Origin of the sequence: Streptomyces xantholiticus (assembly GCF_014651015.1) — a bacterium.
GTDB classification, from domain to species: domain Bacteria; phylum Actinomycetota; class Actinomycetes; order Streptomycetales; family Streptomycetaceae; genus Streptomyces; species Streptomyces xantholiticus.
This window is the reverse complement of the sequence record NZ_BMWB01000003.1, coordinates 1-16,810: the sequence shown is the minus strand read 5'-3', so window position 1 is coordinate 16,810 and position 16,810 is coordinate 1. Positions and strand designations below refer to the sequence as shown.

The following is a 16,810-nucleotide window of genomic DNA, read 5'->3' as shown; positions in this document are numbered from 1 at the left end:
CGAGGCCCGCCCCGATGATGAGACGACGACTAAGGATTCTTACGTGAACATCCGCTCCCTCACTCGAGGCGACGGCGTGGTGATCGGAGCAGCGGTGGTGCTGTTCATCGCCTCGTTCCTCAGCTTCATCAGCGTCGACTGCCCCAGCGGGGTCGACTGCTCCAGCGCCGAGGTGAACGCCTGGGACTCGCTTCCCACGGTGATGTCCATCTACATCGCCGGCATCATCGGCGCCGCGCTGTTGATCCTCAGCCGCGGCGTGCCGGGCCGCAAGGTCGCCGGCATCGAGCTCGGCCAGTTCGGTGTGGCGCTCACCGTCTTCGCGCTGTGGACGATGTTCTGGACGATCATCGACATGAACAGCGCGGGCGCGGGCGCCATCCTCGGCCTGCTCGGCACGATCGCCCTCGCGGGTGGCGCCATCGCCACCCCGCTGGTCCCGGCGCTGAAGGCTCCGCTCGTCGGCGCCCCGAGCCCGGGCGCCGGCCAGCCGTACGGCATGCAGCCCCAGCCGCAGGGTGGTTACGGCTACCCGGGCGCGGGCGCCCAGCAGCCGTCGTACGGCGGCCAGCCGGGTCAGCCGCAGCCCTACGGCGCCCAGCAGAACGCGCCGCAGCCGCATGCCGCCGGTCAGCCGGCCGCCGCGGTTCCCGCCGACGCCTCCCAGGGCGGCGGGGCGTCGGACTTCACCCCGTTCTGGTTCGCCGTTCCGGTGGCCCGCCCGCTGTACGGCGAGGACGGTTCGCCGACGCCGATCGCCGAACTGGCGCCCGGTACCTGGTACCTGGCGGTCGAGCAGCGCGGTCCGGGCCTGGTGGCCCAGACGCAGGACGGCCGTCGTGGTGTCCTGCAGGACACCACGGGCATCCAGCGCGGCTGATCCTTCTCGAAGCACCGCACGGCCCCTCGCCCTTCCGGGCGGGGGGCCGTTGCCATACTCTGACGCTCCGTCAGAAGCGGCCCTCGGGAAGGACGTCCCGGTATGCGACTCGGACTCGCCCTCGGCTACTGGGGCCGCGGCCCCGCCCCCGGCCATCTCGAACTGGCCCGCGAGGCCGAGCGGCTCGGCTACAACTCCGTGTGGACGGCGGAGGCGTGGGGGTCCGACGCGTTCACCCCGCTCACCTGGATCGCGGCACACACGTCCCGGATACGGCTGGGCACGGCGGTGGCGCAGATGGCCGCCCGCACGCCGACGGCGACGGCGATGCACGCGCTCACCCTGGACCACCTCTCCGGCGGCCGGATGATGCTCGGGCTCGGCCTGTCGGGACCGCAGGTGGTGGAGGGCTGGTACGGCCGCCCGTTCCCCAGGAGCCCGCTCACCGCGACGCGCGAGTACGTCGACGTCGTCCGCCAAGTCCTGGCCCGCAAGGGGCCGGTGACGCTGGCGGGGCGCTTCCACTCCCACCCGTACGGGGGCGACGACGGCACGGGCACCGGTAAGCCTCTCAAGCCCATCACCCACCCGCTCCGGGCCGACCTGCCGCTGCTCCTCGGCGCGGAGGGACCGAAGAACATCGCGCAGACGACCCGTATCGCCGACGGCTGGCTGCCGCTGTACTGGTCCCCGCTGCGGACGGACGTGTACAAGGCGTCCCTCGCGGACCTCCCCGAAGGCTTCATGGTCGCACCGATGGCTCGTGCGCAGGTCTGCGACGACATCGCGGAGGGCCTGCTGCCGGTCAAGGCGATGCTCGGCTTCTACATCGGTGGCATGGGCCACGCGGCCCGTAACTTCCATGCCGGACTGATGGCCAGGATGGGCTTCGAGGCGGACGCCCACCGGATCCGGGAACTCTTCCTGGCGGGCCGCAGGGAGGAGGCCGTACTCGCGGTGCCCGACGCCTTCGCGGACGAGATCTCACTCGTCGGCCCGCAAAGGCGCATCGCGGAACGGCTGGAGCTGTGGCGGACCGGACCGGTCACCGACCTGCTGGTCACCGCGCCGGACCCGCATACGCTGCGGGTGCTGGCCGAGCTGAACGCCTAGGCTCAGCCGCCGTGTTCGGGCACCGGCGGCACCTTCTCGCCCACTTGGACGAGCCCGGAGGGGTTTCACAGACGCACAAGCGGCAAGACGCCGTGCATGACAACACGCGCGAGCAACACCACTACCGCGGCGAGGATCATCGCCGTCGTCGCGGACGTCATGGCCTTCGTCATCGGCCTGTGGATCCTGATGTACCTGCTGGACGCCAACCGTGCGAACGACCTCGTGGAGTTCGTCCGCGAGAGTGCCCGGTGGCTGGCGGGCTGGTCGCACGACCTGTTCACGTTCGACACGGAGTGGGCGCGGGTGGTGTCGGGCTACGGCCTGGCGGCAGTCGTCTACCTCTTCGTGGGCCACGCGGCGGCGGGCGCGCTCCGGCGCCGCTGACGCCGGCGCCGGGATCGCCCCGGTTGCGGACCGGGTCCTGGCCCGGACCCGTTCACCGCGCTGGGCGTGGCCCGGCGCCTGCGGCGAGCTCTCTCCCACCCCGCCCCATCCCGAAACCGGGCTCTGCCCGGACCCGTCCTACGGGGGCTCCGCCCCCGCACCCTCGCGCCCCCAATCGCCGGCGGGGCTGGATTTCGCCGCGCGAAGTCGGGGCCCGGGGCCCGCCCCGGCGCGGGGAACAGGACCGTCGCAGCGGACGGCTCCGCTCCCGGCACGTCCACGTCAGCGGACCCCGCAGCAGTCCGGCGCCAGCCCCGTCGGCAGACGCTCGCCCCCGAACACCGCCGTCGTCGCCTCGTCGCCCCCCAGCGCGGCCACCGCCAGCAGCAGCGAGCCCGCCGTCCACGTGGTCAGTTCCTCCGGCCACACCGCGCGTTCGCCTTCGAAGACGTAGCCCGTCCAGTACAGGCCGTTCTCGGCCCGCATGTGCTGTATGGACTGGAGGATCTCCAGGGCGCGGTCGGACTCGCCCATCGCCCAGAGCGCCAGCGCCAGTTCGCAGCTCTCGCCGCCCGTGACCCACGGGTTCGGCAGTACGCACCGCACTCCGAGGTCCGGGACCACGAACTCGTCCCAGCGGGAGTCGATACGGGCCTTGGCCTCCGGTCCGGTCACCGCGCCGCCCAGGACCGGGTAGTACCAGTCCATGGAGTAGCGGTCCTTGTCGAGGAAGTGCTCGGGGTGGTGGCGGATGGCGTGGGCCAGTGCGCCCGCCGCGAGTTCCCAGTCCGGCTGGGGCTCCTCGCGTTCCTCCGCCACGGCCAGCGCGCAGCGCAGCGCGTGGTGGATGGAGGAACTGCCGGTCAGCAGCGCCTCGTTCACCGCCGTCCCGTCCGGCTCGCGCTTCCAGCCGATCTGCCCGCCGGGCTGTTGCAGGGCGAGGACGAACTCGATCGCCGCGTACACCACGGGCCACATCCGGTCGAGGAAGACCTCGTCGCCGGTGGCGAGGTAGTGGTGCCACACCCCGACCGCGATGTAGGCGCAGAAGTTGGTCTCGCGGCCGTGGTCGGTCACGGCGTCCGCGTCGCCGTCGTGGTAGGCGGCGTACCAGGAGCCGTCGCCGTTCTGGTGCCTGGCCAGCCACTCGTACGCACGGGCCGCGGCGTCGTGTTCACCGGCGGCGTCGAGTGCCATGGCGGCTTCGGTGTGGTCCCACGGGTCGAGGTGGTGGCCCCGGAACCACGGGATCGCGCCGTCGGAGCGCTGCGCGGTGAGGATCCCGGCGACGGTCTCCGCTGCCTGCTCGGCGCTGAGGACTCCGGGCAGGACAAGGTGCTCTGTACGTCCGGGCGACGTCACTGTGCGGCGTCCACGGGAAGGTGCGGCTTGGTCGCGTACGCCACGAAGCTCTTGCCGATCAGCGGGTTCAGCGCCTGCTCGGCGATCCGGGTGGCCAGCGGCTTCTTCATGATGTCCCAGACCAGGAGCTTGTGGTACGCCTTGACCGGCAGGGCCTTGTCGTTGTCGACGCCGAAGGCGCACTTGAGCCACCAGTACGGCGAGTGCAGTGCGTGCGCGTGGTGGGTCCCGTAGGGCCTCAGGCCCGCCTGCTTCATCTTGGCGAGCAGTTCATCGGCCCGGTAGATGCGGATGTGCCCGCCCTCGACCTCGTGGTAGGCGTCGCTGAGCGCCCAGCAGATCTTCTCGGGGCCGTAGCGCGGCACGGTGACGGCGATACGGCCGCCGGGCCTCAGGACGCGGACCATCTCGGCGAGCACGCCCTTGTCGTCGGGGATGTGCTCCATCACCTCGGAGATGATGACCACGTCGAACGACTCGTCGGGGAAGGGCAGGTTGAGCGCGTCGCCCTCCATCGCGGTGGCCGTCGCGCCCGCCGGCGCCTCGCCGGCCTCCTTCATCGCGGCGAACCACTTCGCGACCTCGCGGATCTCCTCGCCGTTCTGGTCCAGGGCCACGACCTGGGCGCCGCGCCGGTAGCACTCGAACGCGTGCCGGCCTGCACCGCAGCCCAGATCGAGCACACGGTCGCCCGGGGCGAGCGGGAAACGGGAGAAGTCGACGGTCAGCACGGGGGGTCTGCCTTCCTGCGGGCGGGCGGGGCGAAGGGTGGTCTCAGGAGGTACGTACCGAAGCAGGGGTCGCGGCGATCGCCTCGCGGTAGCGCTCGGCGGTGCCGATCGCGGCCTGCTTCCAGGTGAAGCGCGCCAGCACCCGTGCCCGGCCCGCGTCCCCGAGGCGGGCCCGCAGGTCCGCGTCGTCGAGGAGCCGGCGCAGGGCGGCGGCGAGGGCGTCCGCGTCGCCGGGCGGCACGGCCAGGCACGTCTCGCCGTCGGGGCCCGCGACTTCGGGGATCGCGCCGCCCGTGGTGGCGACCAGCGGGGTGCCGGTGGCCATGGCCTCGGCGGCGGGCAGTGAGAAGCCTTCGTAGAGGGAGGGCACGCAGGCGACCCGGGCGCTGCGCACGAGGTCGACGAGTTCTGCGTCGGTGATGCCCTTGACGAACTCGACCGCGTCCTTCAGCCCATAGCGTTCGATGAGCTGCGCCACGGGGCCGTCCTCGGCGCGCTTGCCGACGACGACGAGGTGGGCGTCCGGGTTCTCGGTGCGGAGTTTGGCGAGCGCTTCGACGAGGTGGACGAGGCCCTTGAGGGGGACGTCGGCGCTGGAGGTGGTGACGATCCGGCCGGGGACCTCGGCGACCGACGGGTCGGGCGAGAAGAGGTCGGTGTCGGCGCCGACGTGGACGACATGGACACGGTCGCGCCGTACGCCGAGGTGGTCCACGATCTCCTGCTGCGAGGAGCCGGAGACGGTGAGGACGGACGGCAGCCGGCGGGCGACGCGCTTCTGCATGCGGGTGAAGCCGTACCAGCGGCGTACGGAGGCGCGGCGCTTCCAGTCGGTGGCGGCGTCGATGTCGAGTTGCCGGTCGACGGTGATCGGGTGGTGGATCGTGGTGACGAGCGGCGCGCCGATGTCGCCGAGGAGGCCGTAGCCGAGGGTCTGGTTGTCGTGGACGACGTCGAACTCGCCGCGGCGGGCGCGCAGATGGCGACGGGCGCGGAGCGAGAAGGTCAGCGGCTCGGGGAAGCCTCCGGTCCACATGGTGGCGACCTCGAGCGCGTCGATCCAGTCGCGGTACTCGTCGCGCTTCGGCGAGCGGAACGGGTCGGGGCTGCGGTACAGGTCGAGGCTGGCCAGCTCGGTGAGCGGCACGCCCTCGTCGAGGACCGGGTAGGGCTGGGCCCCTATCACCTCGACGTGGTGGCCGAGGCGGGCGAGTTCACGTGACAGATGGCGCACATAGACGCCCTGGCCGCCGCAGAAGGGGTTCCCCTTGTAGGTCAGGAGCGCGATCCGCAGCGGAGCGTCACCACCGCCGCCGGACGTGCCGGACGTGCCCGCGCGGGGGCCGGCCTCTATGGCCTCTGCGGTCACCCGGGGCCCCCTTCTCACTGCGTTTCTGCGGAGCGTAATCGGTCGCGCTAATCTAGAACAAGTTTCAGACTTGATCGTTCAAGGAGCTTCGAATCTACCGGTCGGTAGCGCAACTGTGACCGGCGGATCAGGTGATTCCCGCCACGGCGGGCCCGCAGAAGGAACGGACCACGGGACTGATGACAGCGGAAGGCGGGCCGGCGATCCCCGCGACGCCGCCCCTCACCGAACGGCAGGAGGCGCGCCGCCGGCGCATTCTCCACGCGAGCGCTCAGCTCGCGAGCCGGGGCGGGTTCGACGCGGTGCAGATGCGTGAGGTCGCCGAGTCGTCGAACGTCGCGCTCGGCACGCTCTACCGCTACTTCCCCTCCAAGATCCATCTGCTGGTGGCCACCATGCAGGACCAGTTGCAGCACATGCACACCACGCTGCGCAAACGCCCGCCGGGCGGCGACAGCGCGGCGGAGCGGGTCGCGGAGACGCTGATGCGGGCCTTCCGCGCCCTGCAGCGGGAGCCGCACCTCGCGGACGCGATGGTGCGGGCGCTGACCTTCGCGGACCGCAGCGTGAGCCCGGAGGTGGACACGGTCTCGCGGCAGACGACGGCGATCATCCTGGACGCGATGGGCCTCGAACGCCCGACGCCGGAGCAGCTCTCGGCGGTCCGGGTGATCGAGCACACCTGGCACTCGGCGCTGATCACCTGGCTGTCGGGGCGTGCGTCGATCGCACAGGTGAAGATCGACATCGAGACGGTCTGCCGCCTGATCGACCTGACGACCCATGAGCCGGAGGGGCCGGCGACGCCGCCGGGACGGCGAGGCCGGGCCGACGTCGGGCGTCAGGACTCCTAGTCCTCCGGGGGGAAGACCGCCTCGCCGCTGTCCGCCAGAGTCAGTGCGATCGCCTCCACCGGACAGTTCTCCGCCGCCGCGAGCAGTTTCTCGCATGCTCCGGCCGTCGCGGTCCGCGGATGCGACTGGCGGGCCGAGTCGAGGTCGAAGCCGTCGGGGGCGTGGCCCACACACATGCCGGAGCCGATGCACAGGCTGCGGTCCACCTCGATGCGCCAGCGGTCTCCCATCAGTTGCCCCCGTGTCCGGCGGGCAGGTGGATCATCTTGTGCTCGAAGTACTCGCCGTACCCCTCGGGGCCGAACTCCCGGCCCATGCCGCTGTTCTTGTAGCCGCCGAAGGGGCCGAGCATGTCGAGGCTGAAGGTGTTGACGTTGTACGTGCCGGTCCGCACGCGGCGCGCGAAGTCGATCCCGTGCTCCACGTCGGAGGTCCACACGCTGCCGCTCAGTCCGTAGTCGGAGTCGTTCGCGATCGCGGCGGCCTCGTCCTCCTCGCCGTACGGCAGCAGACAGATCACCGGGCCGAAGATCTCCTCGCGGGCGATGCGCATGGAGTTGTCGACGCCTCCGAAGAGCGTCGGCTCGACGTACCAGCCGCGCTCCAGGCCGGCCGGGCGGCCGCCGCCGCACAGGATCTTGGCGCCCTCCTCCTGGCCGATGCGGATGTAGTCGAGGGAACGCCGCTGCTGGCGCTCGGCGACCAGCGGGCCGACCTGGGTTGCCGCGTCGAGCGGGTCGCCGACGACCAGCGCGGAGGCCGCGGCCGCGAAGGCCTCCGCGATCTCGTCGTAGCGACTGCGCGGCGCGAGGATACGGGTCTGGGCCACGCAGGCCTGGCCGTTGTTCATCCAGGCGGCAGGGACGATCCCGGCGACGGCGGTGGCGAGGTCGGCGTCCGGCAGGATCACGGCCGCCGACTTGCCGCCCAGCTCCAGCGTCACACGGGTGAGACGGCGCGCGGCGACCTCCATGACCCGGCGACCGGCCTCGACGGAGCCGGTGAAGGAGACCTTGTCCACCCCGGGGTGCCCGACCAGGTATTCGCTGACCTCCCGGCCCGCCGGCAGGATCGACAGCACTCCCTCCGGCAGCCCTGCCTCGCGCACGATCTCACCGAGGATGTACGAGTCGAGGGGCGTCTCCGGCGACGGCTTGAGGACCACGCAGCAGCCCGCGAGCAGCGCGGGCCCGAGCTTGGCGGCGGCGGTGAACTGGGGCACGTTCCACGGCACGACGGCCGCGACGACACCCACCGGCTCCCGCCGTACCAGGATCGGGCCGAGGACGCCGGTGCGCTGCTCCTCGTACGTGAAGTCCCGGGCGACGGCGATCGCCGAGTCCCACACCATCATCGCGCCGAGCGCCTGCGCGAGGACGCTCCACGCGTACGGGGAGCCGTTCTGCGAGCTGATGGACCGGGCGATCTCGTCGTGCCGTACGGAGATCGCGTCCTTGATCCGGGTGACGACCTCGATCCGCTCGGCGAGCGTCGCCCGCGGCCAGGGCCCTTCGTCGAACGCCCGGCGCGCGGCGGCCACCGCGCGGTCGACGTCCGCCCGTGAGGCGTGCGGGACGCGGCCGACGACCTGCTCGCTGTGCGGGGAGATCACCTCGATCACGTCCGTGCCGAGAGGGGCCGTCAACTCGCCGCCGATGAACAGTTCTCCGTGTTCCACGAGCTCGGTCATGACTGCTGCCTCCCGCCGGGGCACACTATCTGACACAGTTTCAGAACTGATATCAGTTCTGGTTATGGGGGGCAATGGGCATGACTCCGGCCACAGACGACGCCTCGGCTCCGCGCGTGCGCGACCACGGCGGCGGCGTTCACTCCCTGCGCGTCCCGATCCCGGACAACCCGCTCGGCCACACCCTGGTCCATCTGCTCGACACCGGCCGCGGCCCGGTCCTTGTCGACACCGGCTGGGACGACCCCACCGCCTGGGACGCCCTCTCGGCCGGCCTGGCCGCCTGCGGTACCTCGGTCGCCGAGATCCACGGCATCGTCATCACCCACCACCACCCCGACCACCACGGCCTGTCCGGCCGGGTCCGCGAGGCGTCCGGCGCGTGGATCGCCATGCACCCGGCCGACGCCACCGTCGTACGCCGCACCCGCGAGGCGGAACCGCGCCTGTGGCTCGACTACCTCGCCGGCAAACTCGAGCGCGCCGGGGCACCCGAGGCACACATCGCCCCGCTGCGCGCCGCGGGCGGTACCGGCCAACTGCCCGGACTGCGCCCCGCCGTTCCCGACCGGGAGATCGTCCCAGGCGAACTGCTCGACCTGGCGGGCCGCAGGCTGCGGGCCGTATGGACGCCCGGCCACACCCCCGGCCATACCTGCCTCCACCTGGAGGAGACCCACCCGGCGGGCAGCCCCGGCAACGGCCGCCTCTTCTCCGGCGACCATCTGCTGCCCGGCATCACCCCCCACATCGGCCTCTACGAGGATCCCGACGACACCACCATGACCGACCCCCTCGGCGACTACCTCGACTCCCTGGAACGCGTCGGCCGCCTCGCCCCCGCCGAGGTCCTCCCCGCCCACCAGCACGCCTTCACAGGCGCCGCCGAGCGGGTACGGGAGCTGCTCGCCCACCACGAGCAGCGCCTCGCCGGGCTGCTGGCCCTGCTGGCCGAGCCGCTCACACCGTGGCAGGTCGCCGAACGGATGGAGTGGAACAGGCCCTGGGAACAGATCCCGTACGGCTCGCGCACCATCGCGGTCTCCGAGGCGGAGTCCCATCTGCGACGGCTGGTGAAGCTGGGCCGCGCGGAGGTGACGCCCGGCGGGGAGCCCGCCCGGTACGTTGCCGTGTGACCAGCGCCGCGACGCGGGGCAGTGGCCCCGGCGGCAGGCCCGCGAACCAGTACCGGCCGGCCCCGGTCCCCAGATCCCTGGACCCCTGGATCCCTAGATTCGCTGGATGATCGTGCCCGTCGCCTGCGCGCCTCCCGCGCACATCGCGATCAGCGCGAACTCCTTGTCCCGGCGCTCCAGTTCATGGAGCGCCGTCGTGATGAGCCGGGCACCCGTCGCACCGACCGGGTGCCCGAGTGCTATCCCGCCGCCGTTGACGTTGACCTTTTCCAGGTCCTGGTCGAAGACCTGCGCCCAGCTCAGCACCACGGACGCGAACGCCTCGTTGATCTCGACCAGGTCGATGTCCCCCAGCGACATGCCCGCCCTGCCGAGCACCGCCCGCGTCGCGTCGATCGGGCCGTCCAGGTGGTAGTGCGGGTCCGCGCCGACGAGCGCCTGCGCGACGATACGGGCGCGGGGCCTGAGCCGCAGCGCCCGCGCCATGCGCTTGGACGCCCACATGACGGCCGCCGCGCCGTCCGAGATCTGTGACGAGTTGCCGGCGGTGTGGATCGCCGTCGGCATGACCGGTTTCAGCCCCGCGAGCGCCTCCGCGGACGTGTCGCGCAGCCCTTCGTCCCGTTCGACGAGACGCCACATCCCCTGCCCCGCGGTCTGCTCCTCCTCCGTCGTCGGCACCTGCACGGCGTACGTCTCGCGCTTGAAGCGCTCCTCGCTCCACGCGATCGCCGCCCGCTGCTGGGACAGCAGCCCGAGCCCGTCAGCGTCCTCCCGCGTCAGCCCGCGGCGGCGCGCGATGCGCTCGGCGGCCTCGAACTGGTTGGGCAGGTCGACGTTCCACTCGTCGGGGAACGGCTTGCCCGGCCCGTTCTTGGACCCGCTGCCGAGCGGCACCCGCGACATGGCCTCGACACCGCAGCTGATACCGACGTCGATGACACCGGCCGAGATCATGTTGGCGACCATGTGGCTCGCCTGCTGCGAGGAACCGCACTGGCAGTCCACGGTCGTCGCGGCCGTCTCGTACGGCAGCCCGACCGTCAGCCAGGCGGTGCGTGCCGGGTTCATGGACTGCTCGCCGGCGTGGGTGACCGTGCCGCCGACGATCTGTTCGACGCAGTCGGCGTGGATGCCGGTGCGGCCGAGGAGTTCACGGTAGGTCTCGCCCAGCAGGTAGGCGGGGTGGAGGTTGGCGAGCAGCCCTCCGCGCTTGCCGATGGGGGTGCGTACGGCTTCGACGATGACGGGTTCCGCGGCCATGAGCTCGTCCTCTCTGGCGGCCGTACGGGCGTCCCGGCGCCCATACGGGCCGAACTCTGGGAGACTCTCGAACTAGTACGCGTTCTAGTTCCGCAGGAAGTCTTATGAGTGCTACCGCCGGTACGCAAGGGTCTTGCACGCCACTTGCTGGCACCTTCGCAGGCAACAGTTCGGGCCGTGAGCCTTGCCACTTGTAGAACTCGTTACTACCTTCGGCCCATCCTGATGGTCCATCAGGTCGACGCCGAAGCGGGAGCTGCCGATGTCCTGCCCCCATCTGCCCCAAGGGTTCGACTTCACGGACCCCGACCTCCTCCAGGCCCGCGTCCCTCACCCGGAGTTCGCCGAGATGCGGCGCACCGCACCCGTCTGGTGGTGCGAACAGCCGGCCGGCATCTCCGGCTTCGACGACGAGGGCTACTGGGCCGTCACCCGGCACGCGGACGTCAGGCACGTCTCCACGCACCCCGAGCTCTTCTCGTCGAACACCAACACCGCCGTCATCCGCTTCAACGAGTCCATCAGCCGCGACCAGATCGAGGTCCAGAAGCTGATCATGCTCAACATGGACCCGCCCGAGCACACCCGGGTCCGCCAGATCGTCCAACGCGGCTTCACCCCGCGCGCGGTGCGCTCCCTGGAGGCCGCGCTGCGCCGCCGCGCCCGCTCGATCGTCGAGACGGCGGTGGCAGGCGCGAAACCGGACGGCAGCTTCGACTTCGTCACCGACATCGCGGTCGAACTCCCGCTCCAGGCAATCGCCGAACTCATCGGCGTCCCCCAGGAGGACCGCTCGAAGATCTTCGACTGGTCCAACAAGATGGCCGCTTACGACGACCCCGAGTACGCCATCACGGAGGAGGTCGGCACCGAGGCGGCGATGGAGATCGTCTCGTACGCGATGAACCTCGCGGCGGCCCGCAAGGAGTGCCCGGCCCAGGACATCGTCAGCCGACTGGTCGCGGCGGAGGGCGAAGGCAACCTGTCCCCCGACGAGTTCGGCTTCTTCGTCATCCTGCTGGCGGTGGCCGGGAACGAGACCACCCGCAATGCGATCAGCCACGGCATGCACGCGTTCCTCACCCACCCCGAGCAGTGGGAGCTCTACAAGCGGCTGCGCCCCGACACGGCGGCCGAGGAGATCGTACGCTGGGCGACCCCGGTCGTCTCCTTCCAGCGCACCGCAACCCAGGACGTGGTCCTCGGCGGCGCCCGCATCAAGAAGGGCGACAGGGTAGGCCTCTTCTACTCCTCCGCCAACAACGACCCCACCGTCTTCGACCACCCCGAACGCTTCGACATCACCCGCGACCCCAACCCCCACCTCGGCTTCGGCGGCGGTGGCCCGCACTTCTGCCTCGGCAAGTCCCTGGCGGTCATGGAGATCGACCTGATCTTCGACGCGATGGCCGACGCCCTCCCGGACCTGCGCCTGGCCGGCGATCCCCGTCGCCTGCGCTCGGCCTGGCTCAACGGCATCAAGGAACTCCGGGTGACGACCGGGTGACCGTCGCCCAAGTGGCGAAGAGCTCCGACCTGGCGGACCATGGCTGAACGCGAGGATGCACCCCCGGGGGTGCGGACCGCACGGCCCGCACCCCCGGGGTTCACGCACGTGCGGCGGCGGTCTTCTTCTCGTCGACCGCCTCGGCGGACCTCGCCGCCGGCACCGACCCAGCCGGGACCAGCAGTCGCCTGCGCCCTGCCAGTGCGTAAGTGAGCCCGAAGCCCGCGCCGACGACTGCCGCGCCGCCCGCCGCGTCGAGGACCCAGTGGTTGGCGGTGGCGACGATCGCGCAGACCGTGAACAGCGGGTGCAGCAGCCCCAGCAGCTTCACCCACAGCTTGGGCGCGAGCATCACGACCACGAGACCGCACCACAGCGACCAGCCGAAGTGCAGGGACGGCATCGCCGCGTACTGGTTGGTGACGGCCGTCATCGCGCCGTATTCCGGGTTCGCGAGGTCCTGCGGGCCGTGCACGGTGTCGACGAAGCCCATGCCGGGCATCAGCCGCGGCGGGGCCAGCGGGTAGAGCCAGAAGCCGAGGAGCGCGAGCAGTGTCGCAAAGGCGAGGGACGAGCGGGCCCAGCGGTAGTCGGAGGGCCGACGGACGTAGAGGACGCCGAGGACGGAGAGCGGGACCACGAAGTGGAACGACGTGTAATAGAAGTTGAAGAAGGCCTCGGCCCACTCCGTCTTCACGACCGCCTGGTTGACCCAGTGCTCGATGTCGATGCCGAGGGTGCCCTCGAGGGAGTGGATCTGCCGACCGTGTTCCTCCGCCGCGTCCACGCTGCCGGTGGCGGCGGCGCGGATGTGGGAGTAGACGGAGTAGCCGACCCGTATCACCAGCAGTTCGAGCAGAAGGTTCGGGCGGCTGAGGACGCGCCGCCAGAACGGCAGCAGCGGTACGCGGGCCCAGCGGGCGGGGACCGGTTCGGCGTACTCGGTCGGCCGGGGGCGGCGGAAGTGCGGCGAGCTGAGCGGCAGGAACGGCACCGCGCAGGCCGCCGCAAGCGCGGCGATGAGGAGCACGTTGTCCCGGACCGGGTGCAGGACCGTGATGTCGGGCAGCAGCATCTTGCCCGGCAGCGTGATCGCGAGGACGACGAGCACGGGCCACAGCATCCGGTCGCAGGCCCGCTTGCCGACACGGCCGACGACGGCGAGCAGCACCCACAGGAGCTGGTGCTGCCAGGCGGTCGGTGAGACGGCGACGGCGACGCAGCCGGTGAGGGCGACGGCGAGCAGCAACTGACCGTCGTGGGCGTGGCGGACGGCCCGGCGCAGCCCGAGGAGGACGACGACCGCCGCGAGCGGCAGATGGACGGCGATCTCGAGCGGGCCCTGCAGGCCGAAGCGCAGCAGCGCACCGTGCAGGGACTGGTTGGCGAGGCTGTCGGGGCTCTCGCCGAGCCCGGCCCCCGCGACATGGTGCACCCAGTACGTCCACGAGTCGCCGGGCATCGCGGCCCAGGCGAGCGCGGAGAGCGCGGCGAAGGCGCCCGCCGACGTGACGGCGGCCTGGCGGCGGCCGGTGAGCCACAGCAGCGGAGCGAAGAGCAGAACAGTCGGCTGGAGGGCCGCGCCGATGCCGATGAGAAGGCCCGCCGGTCTCTCCCCGCGCACGGCGAGGCAGCCGAGGAGGACGAGCAGGACCGGGATGACGCTGGTCTGGCCGAGGTGGAAGCTGTTGCGGACGGGGAGCGACAGCATCAGCAGGCTGATGGCGACGGGCGCGGCCAGCAGGGCGCTGCGCCGGGAGACGGGGATCGGCAGGGCGCGGGCAGCGACCAGGCCGAGCAGTACCACGAGGAGCAGAGTGCCGAAGGTCCAGGCGACGCCGAGGCTTTGCTCGGCGGAAGTGGCCAGCGGTCTGAGCACCAGCCCGGCGAACGGTGTGCCGGTGAACCTGCCCTCGTCGTAGAGGGAGCCGGGGACGTGCAGGACGCCGTTCTCGCCGATCCAGGTACCCAGGTCGGTGAACCGCTCAGCAGGCGGCAGGGTCAGGACGGCCGCCGCCTGCCGTACGGCGAGGACGATGGCGAAGAGCCACAGCGCGGCCCTGGCCGCGCCGATCCTCGCATCCGCCGTTGATGTCCCCACGGCCCCCGCCCTCGCCGTCGCACCGCTGCGCGGGCTGTGTTCCGCGTTCGCCACGTCGCGCCGAGCCTCCCCACCGTCATTGGTCCTGTTGTGTGCGGTTCTGGTGTCCACAGGGCGTCCGTTGAGCGTCGCACCGCCCCATGGGGAAGACCCGGGCAACCGCCTGTTTGCCTGACCGTCACCCCGTTCGTCCACGTCCGTCGGCCGAAACCTGTCGTCCCGGTCGTCGCGGAACGAATCCGTCCGGGCGGGAACCGCTGGTGTATCGGTGCCGTCACAGAGGGCATGCGGGGGAACATACAAGAACTCGGGTCACGCGCGCGCCTGATCGCGGTGGCGCTGGCGGTACTCATGCTGCAGATCGGGGCGCTGATCAACCCGGCCTACGCCTGCGGCTGCGGGGCGATGGTGGTGGACCCGAACACCGAGATCTCCGTCCACCGGGAGACCTCGGTGGTCGACTGGGACGGCCGCACTGAGCAGATCGTCATGCGCTTCACCGTCGACTCGGACGCGCCGGAAGCCGCCTGGATCATGCCGGTGCCCGGGCGGGCCACCGTTGAACTCGCCGACGCCGCGGTCTTCGACGAACTGGTGCGGGTCGCCGCCCCCGTGCACCGTACGCGCCACTACTTCTGGCCGCGGGGCGGCGACTGGCCCTTCGACCACGTGGACGGCGTTGCCGGGGCGGCCCCGGCGCCCGGCGCCGCGGACGGCTCCGGGGTCGGTGTCGTCGGCCGGGAGAGGCTCGGCGACTTCGACGTGGCCCGGCTGACGGCGACCGACCCGGGCGCGCTGGGCGACTGGCTGGACGCGAACGGCTTCGAAATGCCGGAAGGACTCAGCGAGGACCTTGGCCCGTACGTCGACCAGGGCTGGGAGTACGTGGCCGTAAGGCTGGTGCCGGCCGGGAAGGGCAAGGTGCTCGACGGCACCCTCGACCCGCTGCGGCTGAGCTTCGCGAGCGACACGCTGGTCTATCCGATGCGGCTGTCCCGGCGCGCGACGACGCCCCAGTCTCTGGGCCTCTTCGTGCTCGCGGAGCACCGGATGGAACCGCGCGGCACCATCGGCGGCTCCGAGCCCGAGGTGACGTACGCGGGGAAGGTCGAGCCGCAGGGCGCGGTGGGCCGCCTCACCGGCGGGGAGGAACGCTTCCTCACCGTGCTCGACCAGCACTTTCCCGACCCGGGCCGGATCGACGGCGACCACGAACTGGTGGCGGCCCCCGAGGACACACTCTTTCAGCGGGTGGTGTGGGACGACGACCTGCTGACGGTGGGCGGCGTACCGGTGTGGCTGCTGGTGGTCGCAGGCGTGCCGGTGGTCGTCGCCGCCCTGATCGTGGGGCTCCGGCGGCGGCGCACTCCGCTGCCGCAGACGGCTGCGTGAACGTAGGTTGGAAGGTATGACTCAGGATCAATGGCAGGCGGTGGACGGCTACATCGGCGATCTCCTCGTCCCCGAGGACGACGCTCTGGCCGAAGCGCTCGCCGCGAGCGACGCGGCGGGGCTGCCGCGGATCAACGTGGCACCCAACCAGGGCAAGCTGCTGCATCTGTTGGCGCGTGTGCAAGGCGCGCGCACGGCGCTGGAGATCGGCACGCTCGGCGGTTACAGCACGATCTGGCTGGCGCGGGCGCTGCCTGCGGACGGCCGGCTGATCTCGCTCGAGTACGACCCGGCCCACGCGGAGGTCGCCCGTGCGAACATCGCGCGGGCCGGCCTGGACAAGGTCGTCGAGGTCCGCACGGGCGCGGCCCTCGACACCCTGCCGCGCATCGCGGCGGAACCGGGCGCGGGCCCCTTCGACCTGGTCTTCATCGACGCGGACAAGCGCAACAACGCGCGCTACGTGGAGTGGGCCCTGCGCCTCACGCGCCCGGGCAGCGTGATCATCGTCGACAACGTGGTGCGGGGCGGGGCCGTCGTCGACGGCTCGAGCGAGGACCCGTCGATCGTCGGGACGCGCGAGATGTTCGAGCTCGTGGCGGGCGAGGCGCGGCTGGAGGCGACGGCGGTGCAGACGGTGGGGGTGAAGGGGTACGACGGGATGTTGGTGGCACGGGTGATTGCCTGACGGGCCGGCCCCGAGCCCGCCGGCGCTGAGGCGCGGGGCCGGGTACGACCCGAGCCCCGCGGCGACCGCGGCAGGACCGGGGCAACCCAATCCCCGTCGGCAACTGGGGTGGGGGCCCGGAGACAACTCCGGCCCCGCCGACGGGCGGGGCGCGGGGGCGGAGCCCCGACAACACCGGCCCCCTCCACCCCGCCGGCGGCCGCGGCGCAGGGGGCTCGGAGACAACTCCGGCCCCGCCGACGAGCGGGGCGCGGGGGTGCGGGGGCGGAGCCCCGTTATGTTTTCCGCGGTCCTGCAAGAGGGCCGCTGGCCTCCGGGCCCGGCATGACTTTTGCCC

15 protein-coding genes are annotated in these 16,810 nt (G+C 71.6%); 8 read left to right on the top strand and 7 right to left on the bottom strand.

All coding sequences use genetic code 11. From position 1 onward, the window contains the following. Positions 1-43 precede the first annotated feature (43 nt). The 3 genes from IE198_RS06740 to IE198_RS06730 all read left to right on the top strand — a co-directional run bounded on the left by IE198_RS06740 (position 44) and on the right by IE198_RS06730 (position 2,380). Positions 44-880, top strand: coding sequence for a hypothetical protein (locus IE198_RS06740; protein ID WP_189883764.1), 837 nt, complete (start codon positions 44-46; stop codon positions 878-880). A 102-nt stretch (positions 881-982) separates the two neighbouring features. Beyond that, positions 983-1,993, top strand: coding sequence for an LLM class F420-dependent oxidoreductase (locus tag IE198_RS06735; RefSeq protein ID WP_189883763.1), 1,011 nt, complete (start codon positions 983-985; stop codon positions 1,991-1,993). 96 nt (positions 1,994-2,089) lie between these two features. Next, positions 2,090-2,380, top strand: a complete 291-nt coding sequence (locus IE198_RS06730) for a hypothetical protein (RefSeq protein ID WP_189883762.1) — start codon at positions 2,090-2,092, stop codon at positions 2,378-2,380. A gap of 282 nt (positions 2,381-2,662) precedes the next feature. On the opposite strand, the gene IE198_RS06725 is transcribed toward IE198_RS06730, so the two are convergent. Genes IE198_RS06725 through IE198_RS06715 form a run of 3 tightly spaced genes read right to left on the bottom strand, consistent with a single transcriptional unit; the run spans position 2,663 to position 5,842 of the window. Then, positions 2,663-3,742, bottom strand: coding sequence for a prenyltransferase/squalene oxidase repeat-containing protein (locus tag IE198_RS06725; RefSeq protein WP_189883761.1), 1,080 nt, complete (start codon positions 3,740-3,742; stop codon positions 2,663-2,665). After that, on the bottom strand, positions 3,739-4,473 hold the full coding sequence (locus IE198_RS06720; protein WP_189883760.1) for a class I SAM-dependent methyltransferase: 735 nt from the start codon (positions 4,471-4,473) through the stop codon (positions 3,739-3,741). The genes IE198_RS06725 and IE198_RS06720 overlap by 4 nt, the downstream gene beginning before the upstream one ends. A gap of 43 nt (positions 4,474-4,516) precedes the next feature. Continuing rightward, a complete protein-coding gene (locus IE198_RS06715) occupies positions 4,517-5,842 on the bottom strand; it encodes a glycosyltransferase family 4 protein (protein WP_189883759.1) in 1,326 nt (441 codons plus the stop codon). 179 nt (positions 5,843-6,021) lie between these two features. On the opposite strand from IE198_RS06715, the gene IE198_RS06710 reads away from it, so the two are divergent. Then, the gene (locus IE198_RS06710; RefSeq protein WP_189883757.1) at positions 6,022-6,696 is read left to right on the top strand and encodes a TetR family transcriptional regulator; all 675 of its coding nucleotides are present in this window, start codon (positions 6,022-6,024) and stop codon (positions 6,694-6,696) included. Here the strand turns inward: IE198_RS06710 and IE198_RS06705 are convergent. Next, a complete protein-coding gene (locus IE198_RS06705) occupies positions 6,693-6,926 on the bottom strand; it encodes a ferredoxin (protein ID WP_189883755.1) in 234 nt (77 codons plus the stop codon). The genes IE198_RS06710 and IE198_RS06705 overlap by 4 nt on opposite strands. Then, positions 6,926-8,386: an aldehyde dehydrogenase gene (locus tag IE198_RS06700; RefSeq protein ID WP_189883753.1), complete on the bottom strand. Its 1,461-nt coding sequence runs from the start codon at positions 8,384-8,386 to the stop codon at positions 6,926-6,928. Before IE198_RS06700 ends, IE198_RS06705 begins: the two co-directional genes overlap by 1 nt. Before the next feature lie 80 nt (positions 8,387-8,466). Here IE198_RS06700 and IE198_RS06695 point away from each other — a divergent pair, with 80 nt between their 5' ends. Then, positions 8,467-9,522 carry a Strvi_7410 family MBL fold metallo-hydrolase gene (locus IE198_RS06695; RefSeq protein ID WP_189883751.1) on the top strand — a complete coding sequence of 352 codons (1,056 nt, stop codon included), beginning with the start codon at positions 8,467-8,469 and terminating at the stop codon, positions 9,520-9,522. 93 nt (positions 9,523-9,615) lie between these two features. On the opposite strand, the gene IE198_RS06690 is transcribed toward IE198_RS06695, so the two are convergent. Then, positions 9,616-10,785 (bottom strand): steroid 3-ketoacyl-CoA thiolase, encoded by a 1,170-nt coding sequence (locus IE198_RS06690; protein ID WP_189883749.1) that lies wholly within the window; start codon positions 10,783-10,785, stop codon positions 9,616-9,618. A gap of 262 nt (positions 10,786-11,047) precedes the next feature. Here IE198_RS06690 and IE198_RS06685 point away from each other — a divergent pair, with 262 nt between their 5' ends. After that, positions 11,048-12,292 carry a cytochrome P450 gene (locus IE198_RS06685; protein ID WP_189883741.1) on the top strand — a complete coding sequence of 415 codons (1,245 nt, stop codon included), beginning with the start codon at positions 11,048-11,050 and terminating at the stop codon, positions 12,290-12,292. A 100-nt stretch (positions 12,293-12,392) separates the two neighbouring features. Here IE198_RS06685 and IE198_RS06680 read toward each other — a convergent pair whose 3' ends face one another. Beyond that, a complete protein-coding gene (locus IE198_RS06680) occupies positions 12,393-14,447 on the bottom strand; it encodes a bifunctional glycosyltransferase 87/phosphatase PAP2 family protein (protein WP_373299788.1) in 2,055 nt (684 codons plus the stop codon). 231 nt (positions 14,448-14,678) lie between these two features. Here IE198_RS06680 and IE198_RS06675 point away from each other — a divergent pair, with 231 nt between their 5' ends. Together IE198_RS06675 and IE198_RS06670 are read left to right on the top strand one after the other, a co-directional pair. Further along, positions 14,679-15,785 (top strand): DUF2330 domain-containing protein, encoded by a 1,107-nt coding sequence (locus IE198_RS06675; protein ID WP_189883737.1) that lies wholly within the window; start codon positions 14,679-14,681, stop codon positions 15,783-15,785. Between the two features lie 16 nt (positions 15,786-15,801). Further along, positions 15,802-16,473, top strand: a complete 672-nt coding sequence (locus IE198_RS06670) for an O-methyltransferase (protein WP_189883735.1) — start codon at positions 15,802-15,804, stop codon at positions 16,471-16,473. Positions 16,474-16,810: the final 337 nt, after the last annotated feature.